This window comes from Sphingobacteriaceae bacterium GW460-11-11-14-LB5 (genome assembly GCA_002151545.1).
GTDB lineage: Bacteria > Bacteroidota > Bacteroidia > Sphingobacteriales > Sphingobacteriaceae > Pedobacter.
On sequence record CP021237.1, the window covers coordinates 1,817,770 to 1,834,285 of the forward strand.

At 42.1% G+C, this 16,516-nt stretch carries 8 protein-coding genes; all 8 read left to right on the forward strand.

Features of this window, described 5'->3' with window-relative positions; translation table 11 throughout:
* The first annotated feature begins 53 nt into the window (after positions 1–53).
* The 8 genes from CA265_07255 to CA265_07290 all read left to right on the forward strand — a co-directional run bounded on the left by CA265_07255 (position 54) and on the right by CA265_07290 (position 16,408).
* A complete protein-coding gene (locus tag CA265_07255) occupies positions 54–743 on the forward strand; it encodes an aspartyl beta-hydroxylase (GenBank protein ID ARS42914.1) in 690 nt (229 codons plus the stop codon).
* A complete protein-coding gene (locus tag CA265_07260) occupies positions 740–1,696 on the forward strand; it encodes a hypothetical protein (GenBank protein ID ARS39458.1) in 957 nt (318 codons plus the stop codon). The genes CA265_07255 and CA265_07260 overlap by 4 nt, the downstream gene beginning before the upstream one ends.
* Positions 1,697–2,119: 423 nt before the next feature.
* Complete coding sequence (locus CA265_07265) at positions 2,120–3,004, forward strand: hypothetical protein (GenBank protein ARS39459.1); 885 nt, start codon at positions 2,120–2,122, stop codon at positions 3,002–3,004.
* A gap of 47 nt (positions 3,005–3,051) precedes the next feature.
* Entirely contained in the window at positions 3,052–3,606 is a 555-nt protein-coding gene (locus CA265_07270; GenBank protein ARS39460.1) for a phage tail protein, read from the forward strand.
* The gene (locus tag CA265_07275) at positions 3,607–4,761 is read left to right on the forward strand and encodes a hypothetical protein (protein ID ARS39461.1); all 1,155 of its coding nucleotides are present in this window, start codon (positions 3,607–3,609) and stop codon (positions 4,759–4,761) included. It begins immediately after the preceding gene.
* A 9-nt stretch (positions 4,762–4,770) separates the two neighbouring features.
* Positions 4,771–14,604 carry a hypothetical protein gene (locus CA265_07280; protein ARS39462.1) on the forward strand — a complete coding sequence of 3,278 codons (9,834 nt, stop codon included), beginning with the start codon at positions 4,771–4,773 and terminating at the stop codon, positions 14,602–14,604.
* Between the two features lie 56 nt (positions 14,605–14,660).
* Positions 14,661–15,548 carry a hypothetical protein gene (locus tag CA265_07285; GenBank protein ARS39463.1) on the forward strand — a complete coding sequence of 296 codons (888 nt, stop codon included), beginning with the start codon at positions 14,661–14,663 and terminating at the stop codon, positions 15,546–15,548.
* A gap of 251 nt (positions 15,549–15,799) precedes the next feature.
* On the forward strand, positions 15,800–16,408 hold the full coding sequence (locus tag CA265_07290) for an SAM-dependent methyltransferase (protein ARS39464.1): 609 nt from the start codon (positions 15,800–15,802) through the stop codon (positions 16,406–16,408).
* The last annotated feature ends 108 nt before the right edge of the window (positions 16,409–16,516 follow it).

A 16,516-nucleotide genomic window follows, 5' to 3' on the forward strand; every position in this document is an offset into this window, starting at 1 on the left:
AATATTTGCGCAATAAAAAACACTTAGTTAATATTACAGAAAACATTTCAGCTTTGCTAAAGTACATTCAATTTAACCAGGATTATAACATTCAGCTGCTCAAAAACGAGCTCGCACTTGCATTACAGCAAGAGTGGGTTGATCATTTCAACAGGAAGGATTACGAAGGGAACTGGCAAAGTATTGCACTCCGCTCTGGCAGTGGAAAGGAAAATGATATTTTAGCCAACTATGGGGTAGATCAGTATCGGGATACGCCTTTGTTAAATCAACTTCCTTATATTAAATCAATCATCGAGGAGTGGAAGTGCCCAAAAGAAACCATTCGTTTACTCGCATTACATCCCGGAGCGGAAATTAAGCCCCACAGAGACCGTGGCTGTAACTACGAAGCAGGGGTGTTAAGGATACATATTCCCATTCAAACCAATAATCGCTTAAAGTTTATCGTGGGCGAAGAGCAGTTGAAATTAGCAGAAGGTTCTTGTTGGTACATCGATTTCGACCAAACGCACAGTATCATCAATGAAGGCGAAAACGTTCGGGTTCATTTGGTTATAGATGCCTTAAGAAATGAATGGACTGATTCTTTGTTTGAAGCCAATGGTTATAAACTAGCAGAAGAAAATCAAGCTCAGCCCTTAGATCCGGCTACCACCTTAAAAATGATTGCAGAATTGGAACAAATGGATACTCAGGTGGCTAGAGACCTGGTTATGCAATTGAAAAAAAGCCTGGAATGAGCGCATTAATCAACTGGATTCCGTATCAACTTCTTTATAAGGAAAATGACTGGCAGCTTTTATGGCTTGATTTGCAGGAAAAGCATATTGAAGAACCTTTTTTTGATGAGACGATAAATCTTTGCCGCTTTAGGATGAAGGAGCGATCGGCTTATTTGCCAGCAAGCAACCTGGGGTTTTTGGAAGAAGCAGCGAAGCTGATCGATTCGATAACACCAGATGCATTTATTTTTCATGTTTCGCGATGTGGCTCCACCTTATTATCGCAGGCTTTGGCTACAGTCGAAACAAATATCGTTTACGCAGAAGCCCCTTTGTTGGATGAGCTCTTAAGAATGAAAGAACAAGATCTTTCGGTAAAAGAAGCACAGCAGGAATTTTGGTTTAAGTCAGCAATTACCCTGATGGGCCAAAAGCGCAAAGCGCAGTACACCAAATTATTTGTGAAACTAGACAGCTGGCATATTCATTTTTATCCCTTGTTAAGAAAATGGTATCCAGATACGCCATTTTTTTTCCTTTCCAGAGAACCCGATGCGGTTATTGCCTCACACTGCAAAAGGAGAGGCATACATGCTGTTCCAGGTATGGTTAATTCTGGTATTTTAAGGGTTAGGATACAAGAAAAGCATTACCAGGACTTTAATTTATTTACAGCAGAAGTACTGGCTAATTATTATAAAGCTTTAGCGGAGATTATTTCGGTCAATCATCCCAAAAATACTTTTTATGATTATGACTGGGGCGTAAACCTGATGTTGTCGCACTTTTTGAAAGTAATGCAGTTGGATGATGCTGCCTGTGAAAAAATGAAAACGAGGTTAAATTACCATAGCAAAAATCCTGATGAAAAGTTCATCGGAGATCGTAAACCATCACTGGCCAGTTATTCAGATGCCAGCACTGCTTACGGACGTCTTTTTAAACAATTAATAAAGCCTGATAATCAATAAAGAAAACCAATCACGCCGCCAATTTTGAATACGGTCGAATCTAATTTGATCAATTGTGTAAACCCACTTACACGCTTTACCAGTAATGTGCCAAAATAATTTTTTTGTAGTATTTTGTGTACTCACTTATGTGGCGGGGCATGGGAGAAAATGATATATTTTTTATGTTTTTACAGTTATTGACATATGTCAATAGTTAAAAAATGCCGTTTTTCGTCTACTAAAAGAGGGGTTTGGTATACTATTTTACTTGTTTGGTCTACTGAATGACGGAGGAGTGTATAAATCTAAGCTTGTAGTATTTGTACTATAAGTAAAATAGTCTCATCTTTATAGTAACAAACATCCCATTACTCAACTTTTATGAATACCAATAGACGCTCTTTTCTAAAGAGGAACGTCTTGTTAAGCAGTAGTCTTTTATTGGCCGGACCAATTGATTCGCTCGCTAAAGCAAGCCGTTCTATCTATACCAAATCTGTAAACCAAAAACAGGTTAATATCATGTATAGCAATGATATTTGTGGCGCTGTTGATTCAACTGCTCAGGGATTTGGCGGCTTAAAGTCTTTACAAACTACCATCAATAACGAACTGGTTTCTACTTTATTGTTAGATGCTGGAGGATTTTTAAATTTTAATCGGAATAACCATGCCGAAACCCTTCAGTGGATGAATAAGGTAGGTTATCATGCGGTGAACCTTAGTGCTGCAGATTTAAAACAAGGGATTGATGCTTTTGCCGCTTTGCTTCCGCACATGGCTTTCGATTTGTTAAGCTGCAATTATCATTTCGAACACCCGAAATTGCAAAAAGCGGTAAAAAGTTACCAGGTAATTACCTATGGCAAATATAGAGTAGGGGTTACGGGTGTCGGAGAATCGGTTAACATCACCGGTTTAAAAGTATCTGATCCAACCACTGCATTAAATAAGATGGCCAGATTCTTAAAAGAAAACGAAGCATGTGATTTAGTGGTTTGCTTATCTCATTTGGGTTTTGATTCAAAGACAAAACAGAGCAACAGGCAACTTGCTGCTGATACCAGTTTGGTAGATCTTATTATCGGAGGAAATGTTTCAGCAGGTAAAAATCAACTTTATGTACTTCGCAATAAAGAAAAGAATGAAGTGCTTTTGGGTACAAGTCATAAAGGATTACAGTCGGTGGCTCAATTATCCTTTGGTTTTGCTGAAGAAAAAGCCAGTAGCAGTTTAGCCTTTAAAAGACATATTCCAGGTATCTCAAACAGAGAAGAAATGCATGTTGTTTTTTCCGACCTGAAAAAAATAGAGAAATCTGTATAAAAATATTAAATCTTAATTAATCAAATCTTTACCAAAAAACAAATACCATGGATTCACCATTTTTAGGAATTATTGCCCTATTCGGGTTTAGTTTTGCCCCAAGAGGATGGGCATTTTGTTCAGGGCAGCTTATGGCTATTGCTTCAAATCAAGCTCTTTTTTCATTGTTAGGCACAACTTATGGAGGGAATGGGCAGAATACTTTTGCTTTACCAGATTTAAGAGGCAGAGTAGCTATGGGGACAGGGCAAGGACCTGGTCTTAGTCCACGTACACTTGGTGAAATGGCAGGGGTAGAAACTGTAACCCTAATCAGCACTCAAATACCGCAGCATACTCATACCGTTGCTGAACCAGCAGTTACTTCTTCAGGAACATTAGATGTACCTTCGGCAAGTGTAATTCTTTCTGCTTCTCCGAAAACAGGATCAGGCCCTAATGCAGTATCTCTTAAAACCTATTCAGATGTGGCTGCTAATGCTACACTTAAACCATTTAATACAGGGATTGCAGGAGGTAGCCAGCCACATGAAAATATGCAGCCTTATTTGGTTTTGAATTATAGTATTGCGACCGAAGGTATTTTTCCATCCCGAAACTAAATGAACAAACCACTTAAAATTGGTTTTTTGATGCCTTATTCAGGAGTCTATCCGTTTTATGCACAGCATATTACGGCCGGATTTCTGTGTGCGGCAAGTAAAATGTCTTATGGCATTGCTGATTTTGCCTTTATGCCAACCTATGTTGGCCAGGGCGGAAATAAAGCCTTTTTAGAAGCGGCACAAAAACTTGTCTTTTTTGACGGGGTAGATGTGCTGATGGGGATGATCAGCCCTAAAATATATCCTGAGCTGAAACCGATATTAGAAAATCATAATAAACTGGGTTTATTCTTTGATTTCGGAGAATCAGTGCCAGCCTCAGAAGGATATGGCACGAATATCTCCAGTCTTTCAATGGGGCTCTGGCAAAGTGAATATGTGCTCGGGCAATGGGCCACTAAAGAATTTGGACCAAGGGGCCTGATGATATCACCACTTTACGAAAGTGGTTTTAATTTAGGAGCATCTTTTTTAAGCGGAGTTGGTTCTGCCGGGGCAGATCAACTTAGAAGTACTGTGCTTCCCGAAAATCAAGCCAATAAAAATAACCTGGATTTAAGCCATTTTTTTAATGAAATAGATGTAAATACACCAGATTATGTACATGCCATTTTTGTTGGACAAATCGGAAACGAATTCCTTAAACAATGGAAATCCAGCAAGTTTAATAATGTAATTCCTTTAGTCACCGTAGAAAACATGGCCTACCCCGATATGCTGGAAGATATAGGTCACCTCGGACTAAACTTTTATAGTGCCTCTTCCTGGAGTAAGGAGCATAAAACAGGCACTAACCCTGCTTTTGTGCGGGATTTCGAAAATTTTGGCAAACAACAAGCCAACCTGTTTGGGATGCTTGGCTACGAAGCAGGCTTAATGCTTAGCCGAATGAAAGCACAGCTAACCATCGGCAATGCTTCAACAGCGGTAATCGAATTTAATCAAAGTGGAACAATAGGACCAAGAGGGTTACTTCATTTCGGCAGCCAGGAACAACAAAGTTTTCCATTGATCGATATTGTGAAAATCAATACGACCAATAAAAAAAATAACGCAACTATAATTTCTCAGGGTACCGCTTTGGGATACGATATATCAACTGTTTACAGCGAAACTGAAAGCGGTTGGGAAAATCCATATTTATCAGTCTAATTAACGCTTATGAAGAGATTTTTTACTAAAGTAGCTTTTACAGTTTCAGTAATCGTGCTTTTTCTGGCGCTTGCTCCCGCATCTGCCCAGTACACTAAAACTCAGTTGCATTCCGGAGGATTGTATGCGGCTTTGGCTAAAGATGCCAGTGGTAATGTTTATGTTACCAAGGCCTCTGGCCCTGGGGTTTATCATGTAGCCAAGTATATTGGCGGTACAGGTAGTCCCACCATTATTTATAGTGGTTTAACCTCTCAATCAGGAGAATATCCATGGGGTTTAACTGTAGCGAGCAATGGTGATGTTTATCTGAGTACCGATTTTACATCGAATAATGGTGCAATTATCAGGTTAAATGCAGCATCGAGTTATGCGGCAACTACAGTGCAAACAGGAAGATATTTTACTGGATTAACTTTTGATGCGGCAGGAAATTTATATGCTTTGGAGTATAATGTTACCAATACAGATTATGCTGTGGTTAAATATACCGATCCATCCGCGATAAACTCTACCAGTAAAACAATGATCTATCATGGTCTTATTTCGGGAAGCGGAATGAGTTATCCTATTGGAATTGCTGTTGCAACCAACGGTGATGTTTTTGTAACCAAAACTTATAATGGAACTACGCAAACCGGTGGTATTTTAAAAATAAATGCCCCTACTTACGCAACTACAACAAGCATTGCAACAGGTACCTATGCTACAACATTAACACTTGATGAATTCGGTAACTTATATGCTTCTGAAACCAGCGGAGGAAATACTTATTCGTTAAATAAATATACTGCTGCTACCGGCTCGCCAGCTGCTTTTTACTCAGGTTTGCATGGAACAGGTACGTTTTTACCTTATGGGGTAGCTTTTATTGGTACAACAGGATATATTGCTGACGGGGATGATGGCGCATTGGGTGGTGAATTAATTAAACTGGCTCCAACTGATATTACACTTCCAACTGTTCCAACCGGTTTGGCAGCAAGCGCAGGAAGCTCGCAAAACACGCTAACCTGGAACACCAATGCAGATGTCGATTTATTAGGTTATAAAATATACGGTGGTACTACAGCGGCGCCAACCACTTTATTGGCTGCCATTCCAAAAGGAACCACAACCTATACGCATACAGGGCTTACCAATGGAACGCCATATTTCTATCGCATTTCAGCAGAAGACAATTACTTTAACGAAAGCGCTAAAACTGCTGATGTATCCGCTACACCTACACCACCAGCCATCGCTTCAGCTACTTACAACGCTTCAACAGGAGCATTAACCGTAACAGGATCGGCGTTTCCGGCCTTTGCAGGTGCAACCAATGATATTGTAACGAATAAATTAACCCTAACCGGAGAAGGAGGAACAAATTATGTGCTTACTTCAGCTAATGTAGAAATCACTTCATCAACAGCTTTCACTATTACGCTAAATACGGCTGATAGGAACGCCGTAGAAATGATGTTCAATAAAAATGGAACAGCTTCTACCAGCGGAACAACTTATAATTTAGCAGCGGCCGAAGATTGGGCAGCAGGAGAAAATCCGGCTTCAGTTATTGCAGATGCTGTTAATTCGGTTACGGTAACCAATGTTGCCGTTCCTGCCATTACCAATGCAACTTATAATGCATCAACCGGGGCTTTAGTCGTAACCGGAACAGGTTTTTTATCGCTCAATGGTGCAACAAATGATATCATCGCCAGTAAGTTTACCCTGACCGGAGAAGGCGGCAGTACTTATACGCTAACGACTACACCAAATGTAGAAATCACTTCGAGAACTGCATTTACATTAACATTAGATGCTGCTGATCGGGCAGGTGTAAACCAGGTGATCAATAAAAACGGAACAAGTTCAACAGGTGCAACCGTTTATAACCTGGCAGCAGCTGAAGATTGGACCGCCGGAGCTGATGCAGCAGTTGTTGTAGCAGATTTAACCGGTAATGGAATCACAGCGAGTAACGTTGCTGTTCCTGTTATCACTTCAGCTACTTACGATGCTGCCACTGGCCTTGTTGTCGTAACTGGTTCAGGCTTTTTCTCCAAAACAGGAGCGGCAAATGATATTGTGGCCAACAAATTTACGGTTATCGGTGAAGGAGGATCAACCTATACTTTAACCGATACCCCAAATCCCGAAATCAGTGCTTCAACGGCATTTACGCTGGTATTGAGCGCTACAGATTTGCCCAGAGTTAGCCAGATTATCAACAAAAACGGAACATCCTCAACAGGAGGAACCACGTATAACCTGGCAGCTGCCGAAGATTGGGCCGCCGGAGCAGATGCAGCAGTGGTAGTGGCCGATTTAACTGGCAACGGAATTACGGCAAGCAATGTTGCTATTCCAACCATTACATCAGCCACCTATAACAGCAGTACAAATACGCTAGTCGTAACCGGAACCGGATTTACTAAATTAAATGGCGCAGCAAATGATATCGTAGCGAATAAACTAACCATTACCGGAGAGGGCGGTGCGACCCTTACGATAAATGCAGGTTCAACAGCTGAAATAACAAACGCCACTACTTTTTCTATTATCCTGGGCCCGGCAGATCAAACTTCCATTAAAGAAATACTGAATAAAAACGGAACAAGTTCAACAGGAGGAACAACGTATAACCTGGCAGCGGCAGAAGATTGGGCGGCTGGGGCAGATGCAGCAGTAGTTGTTGCAGATTTAACGGGTAATGGAATTACAGTTTCAAACGTGCCTGTTCCTACCATTAGCAGTGCTACCTATAACGCTTCATCAGGAATATTGGATGTTTCCGGATCAGGCTTTAGCAAAATAGGTGGGGCATCCAATGATATTATAGCCAATAAATTTACAATTACCGGAGAGGGTGGAGTAACTTACACCTTAACGAATACACCAAACGTGGAGATTAATTTTAGTGGATTATTTTCATTAACCCTAAGTCCGGAAGATAAAGCAGCTGTCAATCAAATCATCAATAAAGACGGAACAGCTTCAACAGGCGGAACAACGTATAACCTGGCAGCAGCTGAAGATTGGGCGGCAGGAGCAGATGCAGCCATTGTTGTAGCAGATTTAACCGGAAACGGCATTACGGTAAATAGTGTTGCTGTACCAGCCATTACAGCTGCAACGTACGATGCCACTACTGGCGTACTTAGCGTATCAGGAACAGGATTTTTAAAATTAAATGGCGCTGCAAATGATATTGTGGCCAATAAATTAACTTTTAAGGGACAAGCAGCTGCAACCTATACACTTACCGATTCGCCAAATGCGGAGGTTACGAGTGGAACCTCGTTCAGCATAACGGTTAGTACAACAGATAAAGCTGGTTTGGCTTTACTCATGAATAAAGATGGTCTTTCAGCAGCGGATGCAACCGTATATAACCTGGCAGCAGCCGAAGACTGGAATGCAGGAGCAGCGGCAGCGGTTACCATTGCAGATGCAACTAACCCTGTAACGGTTTCAGGAGCAAAATCCAGAAATGCCGATCTGGCTTCTTTAACCACCAATGCCGGAACGTTTACACCAACTTTTGCTGCAGGTACTACAGCTTACAGCATCAATGTACCGTATACCACCACTACGGCAACCGTTACCGCTACAAGGGCTGAAAGCCATGCAACATTAACATCGAGTTTAGGTGCAGGGGCATATACGGCACTTACGGATGGAGTTGCTTCTTCAGCATATACACTGAATAATGGTGCTAACTTAATTAATGTAAAAGTTACGGCAGAAGAAACGACAGTAACCAAAACCTATACCCTGACCGTAAATAAACAGGAAGCGGCTTCAATTGGCGATTTTGTTTGGTTAGATTATAACCAAAATGGTGTACAGGATGGTGGCGAGCCAGGCGTAGCGGGGGCAACGGTTACCTTAACAGGAACTGACATCTTTGCCAACGCAGTAAATTTAACAACTACAACAAATGCATCGGGCAATTATACTTTCAGTAATTTAAATCCTTCAACGGCCTATAAAGTAGTGGTGTCGGGTTATCCGGCACGTTACACCAGTACTTATGATCTGGATGGGACTGGAACAAATGGTGCAACCTTCGTACTTGCTTCTGGACAAAATAGAACAGATGTAGATTTTGGTTTATATGACCCTTATTATGCTAATGCCGATTTATCAGCATTAAGTACCACAGCAGGCTTAACGCCAGCTTTCGCAGCAGGAACCACAACCTATACTGCCAGTGTTTTAACCGCAACCAATGTAGTAAAGTTAACAGCTACTGCACTTGCGGCAGGGTCAACACTTCAAATTAATGCAAACGGAGCGGGTTATGTAATGCTAACCAGTGCGGTAGAAACAGCAGATCTGGCCTTAAACTTTGGTAACAATACTTTTGATATTAAAGTTACGGCTCAAAATGGAACCACCACTAAAACTTATACCGTAACGGTTAACAGACCAAACGCCAATCAATCCATTACCTTTGCAGGCACCGCGTCAACTACTTATGGTAATGCCGATTTTGATCCTGGGGCAACCAGCGCAACTTCTGCAATTAATACCATAACTTATAGCAGTGACAATTTAGCGGTGGCTACAATCGTAGCGGGTAAAATTCACATTGTTTCGGCCGGATCAGCAGTAATTACAGCAAAACAAGCCGCAAGTACCGGTTATAATGCCGCAACCGACGTAACACAAACTTTAACGGTGAATGCAAAAAGCCTTACAGGTAACTTCACTGCCGATAATAAAGTTTATGATGGAAACAATACAGCAATTGTATTAACCAGAACACTTAATGGTGTGGTAACAGGCGATGAGTTAGCAGTAACCCTAAATGGTGGTACGGCTACTTTCGATAATGCCAATGTAGCCAATGGTAAAACCGTAACTTCAGCAGGTATGACGCTTGGCGGAGTAAAAGCGGCTAACTATACTTTATCGTCAGTAAATACAACAACAGCTAACATTACCGCTAAAGATATCAGCGGTAACTTTACAGCAAGCAATAAGGTTTATGATGGTAATAATACGGCCAATATTTTAACCAGAACTTTATCTGGGGTAGTGGCCGGAGAAGAAGCAGACGTAACCTTAACAGGTGGAACCGCAACTTTTGCCAATGCATTGGCCGCTACAGGTAAAACGGTTACCGCAACAGGCTTAAGCCTCACCGGAACCAAAGCCGCCAACTATAACTTAACAGGCGTAGCTACTACCACAGCCGATATTACAGGTTTAGCTTTAACCGGCGCATTTACTGCAGATAATAAAGTTTACGATGGAAATACTACGGCAAGCTTATTAACCAGAACCTTAACAGGCGTATTAGCTGCTGATGCTGCTGACGTAACTTTAACAGGTGGCACAGCTTCATTTGCCAATGCCAGTGTAGGTGCAGGCAAAACGGTTACTGCTGCGGGTATGACATTAACTGGAGCTAAAGCAAGTAACTATAGCTTAAGTAGTGTAGCTACTACCACCGCCAATATCACAGGTTTGGCCTTAACAGGTAGCTTTACCGTCGATAATAAAGTGTACGATGGCAATAATAGTTCAACCATATTAACCAGAACTTTAACAGGTGTACTGGCTGCTGATATTGCCGATGTAACCTTAACAGGCGGAACCGCTACTTTTGGTGGGATCAATACCGGAAATGGTAAAGAGGTTACTTCAACCGGAATGGTATTAACAGGTACTAAAGCAGGTAACTATACCTTATTTGCTGTAAATACCACAACAGCCAATATTACACCAAAAGATATCAGCGGAAACTTTACCGCCAGTAACAAAGCTTACGATGGCAATAATACAGCAACGATATTAGTCAGAAGCTTAACGGGAGTAGTTCCAGCCGATTTAGCTGATGTAAACTTAACAGGTGGAACAGCAACTTTTGCCAACGCCAACATTGGTACGGGTAAAATAGTTACTGCTGCGGGCATGACCCTTACCGGAACCAAAGCCGACAACTATAATTTAACGGGCGTGGCCACCACCACAGCCAATATAACAGGTCTGGGCTTAACCGGTAATTTTACTGCAGCTAATAAAGTTTACGATGGCAATACAACGGCAAGCATATTAACCAGGACTTTGACAGGCGTATTGCCAGCCGATGCAGCCGACGTTACCTTAACAGGTGGTTCAGCCAATTTTGCTGATGCCGGTAAAGGTGCAGGTAAAACAGTTACCGCAACAGGTATGACCATTACTGGTGCCAAAGCGGCTAACTATACTTTGGCTTCGGTAGCTACTACAACGGCTGATATTGCCGCCAAAGATTTAAGTGCTGGCTTTACTGCCGACAGTAAAACTTATGATGGCAACACAACCGCAGTCATTTTATCAAGAACCCTAACCAGTGTACTGGTTGCTGATGTGGCCGATGTAACGGTGAGTGGAGGCACGGCAACATTCATCAATGAAAATGTAGGCACAGGTAAATCTGTAAATGCATCAGGTTTTGTTTTAGCCGGAGCCAAAGCAGCTAACTATAACATCACAACAGTCGATGCAACTACAGCAAACATTACTGCTAAAAATATCAGCGGAAACTTTACTGCCGATAATAAAGTGTACGATGGTAATACTACAGCAGGTGTTTTAACCAGAACCTTAACCGGTGTATTAGCTGCTGATGCTGCTGATGTTAACCTAACAGGTGGTACAGCAAGTTTTGCAACAGCAAGTGCAGGTACAGGTAAAACGGTTACCGCTACAGGTATGACCATAACAGGAGCAAAAGCTGCCAACTACAGTTTAAACGGAGTAGCCACGACTACCGCAAATATTACAGGTTTGGCTATTACCGGCAGTATCACAGCCAGCAATAAGGTATACAATGGCAATAACATTGCTAGCATTTCGGGTAGGAGTTTAACAGGCGTATTAACCGCTGATGTAGCCGATGTAACATTAACCGGCGGTACAGCAACTTTTGCCGAAGCCAATAAAGGCACGGGTAAAACCGTTACCGCCACAGGCTTAACCCTGGCCGGTACTAAGGCTGCCAATTATACATTAGCCTCGGTAGGTACAACAACCGCCGATATTACTGCAAAAGATATCTCAGGTAATTTTACTGCAGATAACAAGGTATACGATGGAAATACAACGGCAAACATTTTAACCAGAACCTTAGCAGGTGTACTGGCCGGAGATGTAGCTGATGTGAATTTGACAGGCGGAACGGCCAATTTCGACAATGCCAACATGGGTACCGGAAAAACCGTTACCGCAACTGGTATGAGCCTGGCAGGTACCAAAGCTGCTAACTATAACTTAACGGGCGTAGCCACTACTACCGCTAACATTACAGGTTTAACACTTACCGGTAACTTTACCGCTGGTAATAAAGTGTACGATGGTAATACAACTGCAAGTATATTAACCAGAACATTAACCGGCGTGTTAGCTGCTGATATTGCCGACGTTACTTTAACAGGCGGTTCAGCCAGTTTTGCCAATGCCAGTAAAGGCACAGGTAAAACCGTTACCGCAACAGGCATGACCATCACGGGTGCGAAAGCCGCTAATTATACTTTGGCTTCAATAACCACTGCAACAGCCGATATTAGCGCTAAGGATATCAGCGGAAACTTTACCGCCGACAATAAGGTTTACGATGGTAACGCTACTGCCAGTATTTTAACCAGAACCTTAACCGGCGTACTGGCAGGCGATGTTGCCGATGTGAATTTAACAGGTGGAACTGGAAGCTTTGCCAATGCTAACGTAGGCACAGCAAAAACGGTATCGGCGGCTGGCTTAACTTTAACAGGAAGCAAATCGGCCAATTACAATTTAACAGGTGTAGCCACTACAACAGCCAACATTACAGCAAAAAATATCACTGGAGCATTCACGGCTGATAATAAGGCTTATGATGGCAATACTACAGCAACCGTATTAACCAGAACGTTAACAGGTGTAATTACAGCTGATGCAGCGGATGTAAACTTAACTGGTGGAACAGCAAGTTTCGCCGATGCCAATATTGGTACAGGTAAAACGGTAACTTCAGCAGGTATGACTTTGGCAGGTTCAAAATCTGCTAATTATAACTTAACAGGAGTGGCTACCACCACGGCTAATATTGGAGTTAGAAATATCACCGGATCATTTACCGCAAGCAACAAGGTTTATGATGGCAATGCTAGCGCTACGGTGTTAACCAGAGCCTTAACAGGAGTTTTAACTGCAGATGCTGCAGATGTAAACTTAAGCGGCGGAACAGCCAGTTTTGCTGATGCCAGTGTGGCTACCGGTAAAACGGTTACGGCTGCAGGCATGGTACTGGCTGGTACAAAAGCTGCTAATTACAATTTAACCAGTGTAGCGACTACTACAGCTGCTATTACTGCAAAAACGGTTAACGGAAGCATTACCGCAAGTAATAAGGTTTACGATGGAAATACTACAGCTGCCATTTCGGGAAGAAGCCTAACTGGTGTACTTGTAGCTGATGCTGCCGATGTAACCTTAACAGGTGGTACAGCAACCTTTGCCGATAAAAACGTAGGTACTGCGAAAGTGGTAACTGGGACAGGTTTGTTGTTATCGGGCGCCAAAGCAGCTAATTATACTTTAGGCAGCGTGGCAACTACCAGTGCTAACATCAGCGCTAAACCAATTGCGCTTACTGCCGATGCGAAGACAAAAGTGTATGGCAGTGCCGATGTTGCATTAACTTATACACTTTCTACAGGTGCATTAGCCACGGGCGATGTTATTACAGGTAGTTTAAGCCGTGCAGCCGGAGAGAATATAGGCAACTATGCGATTGCGCAGAACACCATCTCAGCCGGAACAAATTATATCATTACCTATACGCCGGCCGATCTGGTCATTACCAGAAAAGCATTGGTCATCACGGCCGATAATAAAAATAAAAACTTTGGCGATGCCAATCCGGCGCTTACGGCAAGTTATAATGGTTTCGCAGGTACTGAAACAGCAGCTGTATTAACCAGTCCGGTAGCCTTAAGTACTACGGCTATTACAACATCGCCAGCTGGCAATTATCCCATTACGGCTAGTGGTGCTGCAGCAGCAAATTACAGCATTTCTTATGTTGCGGGTACGCTTACCGTTAACCCGGCCGCACAAACCATTACATTTGCAGCTTTAGCCAATAAATTAGATACCGATGGTACCTTTACCTTAACGGCAACAGCAAGCTCTGGTTTAACCGTAACCTATACGAGCAGCAATCCGGCTGTAGCCAGGATTATTAATGGTAATCAGGTAGAAATCCTGAAAGCAGGTGTGATCAACATTACTGCCAGTCAGGCCGGAAACGCCAATTACCAGGCAGCAACCAATGTAGTACAGCCGTTTACAGTAATCGAAAATCCGCCACCGGTAATTACCATTACCAGCAATAAAGGTAATAGCATTAGTAAGGGCGAAACGGCAATACTTACTGCAACGGGTGCATTAACTTATCAATGGACAAATGCAAACGGAATTATTAGTGGTCAAAACACTGCCGTATTAACCGTTAGGCCATCTCAAAATACGACTTATACCGTTACCGGGTTTAACCAGTACGGAAGAAGCAGTACCAAAACCTTTAATCTCGAGGTGAGGGCCGATTACCAGGTGCTGAATATCATGAACGTACTTACACCTAATGGTGATGGTAAAAATGATACATGGGTTGTCGAAAATATCGATATGTATCCAAACAACACGGTACGCGTTTTCGACCGCGCCGGTAAGTCGATATTTGAAATGAAAGGATATGACAACAGCTGGGGTGGTACCTTAAAGGGATCTTTAGTTCCTGAAGGCGCCTACTACTATATCATCGACTTTGGTCCAGGTATAGGAGTAAGAAAAGGCTATATCACAATTGTAGGTAATAACTAAGATTTAACCTGCCATAACCAGTTTAAAATACTGGTTATGGCATAAAAAGTATAAAGATGAAAACAAGGAAAATGCTTGTCACATTGGTGATGTTCAGTATCTGCATCCCAGCCTTTGCTCAGCTCAACCCTATGGGCAGTATGTATTACCAGAACCTTTATCTCAGCAATCCGGCCATGGCAGGTATTGAGAAGGGTTGGGAAGCTGCTGCAGCATATAAGGCACAGTGGACAGCAATAGAAGGCGCACCAGCTATGCAATCCGTAACGGCAGCTTATGGTGCCAACAACAATAAAGTTGGCGTAGGTGCCTCTTTTTACAATGAAAATATAGGGGTAATTCAGCGAACCAGTTTCAAAGGTACTTATGCTTACCACTTGCCGCTCAATAATGGTTCTGATTATCTTGATTTTGGGCTTTCAGCAGGTATCATGAACGAATGGATCGATCTGACAAAAATTAAGGGAAGCCAGAATGATATTTCCCTAACGAACTTTAACCAGCGCAAACTGTATTTTGATGGCGATTTCGGTATGGCTTATCGTAGTCAGCATTTTAATATTCAGGGATCAGTATTAAATCTCAAGCGGTTTTTGAAACGTGATGATGAAAGAACGGTGGTCGACCGCGCTTCTTATTTTGCATCAGTAAGCTACAAATTTATTAATCCCGATAAGGTGCTGAATGTGATTGAGCCCAAATTAAGTTATAGAGGCATTGATAATTACCGCGATATAGTTGATCTTGGATTAAATGCGCAGTTCTGGGGTAATAAACTGTTGTTTACGGGCATTTATCACACGAGTAACAGTTTCACTGCAGGGGTGGGCACAACTTATCAAAATCGCTTGTCGATATTGGCCATGTATACCACCAATACTTCTGATATACAAAATTATGCAAACGGAGAATTTGAAGTCGGCTTAAAATACAATTTTAGGTAATAACCGTGATAGCAGTCTTGCTGTTATCTTACATAATAGCTGATCAACTTACCAACTCAAACTCAAGCGATCCTTTCTTTATTAGAGAGGATCGCTTGAGTTTATAAGCATTCCGAGATCAAATTATTTTGTACGCACCTTGTCTATGCTGCGCCGACTTAAGGTATGTGAAATCGTAAAAGAAATACTAAAATCGATTAAGGAATCTATTGCTGTAGGGAATATGCTTATTTTTGATTTCACATTTTTATATGAAAGATCACCTGCGCGACCAGTTTGGAAATATCGATATCTATTTATTTGATCAGCTTTTAAAGGGAACCTACAACGATTGCCGGTCTGTTCTGGATGCCGGATGCGGGGCGGGAAGGAATGCAGATTACTTTATCCGCACAGGGTACCAGGTATATGGCGTCGACTCTTCAGCGCACCATATTGAAAAGATTAAACAATTGGCTGCGCCATTTTCTGAAACTTCTCCTGCAGAAAATTTCAGGGTTGGATTAGTCGAAGACCTTCCTTTTAACGATGAAACATTTGATCTGGTGATCAGTAATGCCGTACTTCATTTTGCAAACAATATGAAAAATTTTGAGGAGATGTTAAACTCCATGTGGCGGGTATTACGTCCCGGCGGCTACCTGTTCTGTCGTTTAGCATCCGATATCGGTATCGAAAACATGGTTCACTCAATCGGTAACGGAAAGTATATTTTGCCTGATCAATCAGAACGTTTTTTAGTTAATCAAGACATGTTACTGCAGTTTACGGCCAAACTTACGGCTACATTACATGAGCCCATCAAAACTACCAATGTGCAGAACCTTCGGTCAATGACCACCTGGTGCCTGAAGAAATAAAAAGATTTGGGGTAAGGATGCACAGATTTTATCAAGCGAGGGCGAAATAAAACAATGCTATTTGGAGAGAAATGCCCTTAGTAATAAGTCAGGGCATTTCTCTCTAAT

What these genes read in the sequence shown, in the direction of transcription:
- CA265_07260 (ARS39458.1), top strand. Translation starts at nt 740, where the DNA reads ATGAGCGCATTAATCAACTGGATTCCGTATCAACTTCTTTATAAGGAA.
- CA265_07270 (ARS39460.1), top strand. Translation starts at nt 3,052, where the DNA reads ATGGATTCACCATTTTTAGGAATTATTGCCCTATTCGGGTTTAGTTTT.
- CA265_07275 (ARS39461.1), top strand. Translation starts at nt 3,607, where the DNA reads ATGAACAAACCACTTAAAATTGGTTTTTTGATGCCTTATTCAGGAGTC.
- CA265_07280 (ARS39462.1), top strand. Translation starts at nt 4,771, where the DNA reads ATGAAGAGATTTTTTACTAAAGTAGCTTTTACAGTTTCAGTAATCGTG.
- CA265_07285 (ARS39463.1), top strand. Translation starts at nt 14,661, where the DNA reads ATGAAAACAAGGAAAATGCTTGTCACATTGGTGATGTTCAGTATCTGC.
- CA265_07290 (ARS39464.1), top strand. Translation starts at nt 15,800, where the DNA reads ATGAAAGATCACCTGCGCGACCAGTTTGGAAATATCGATATCTATTTA.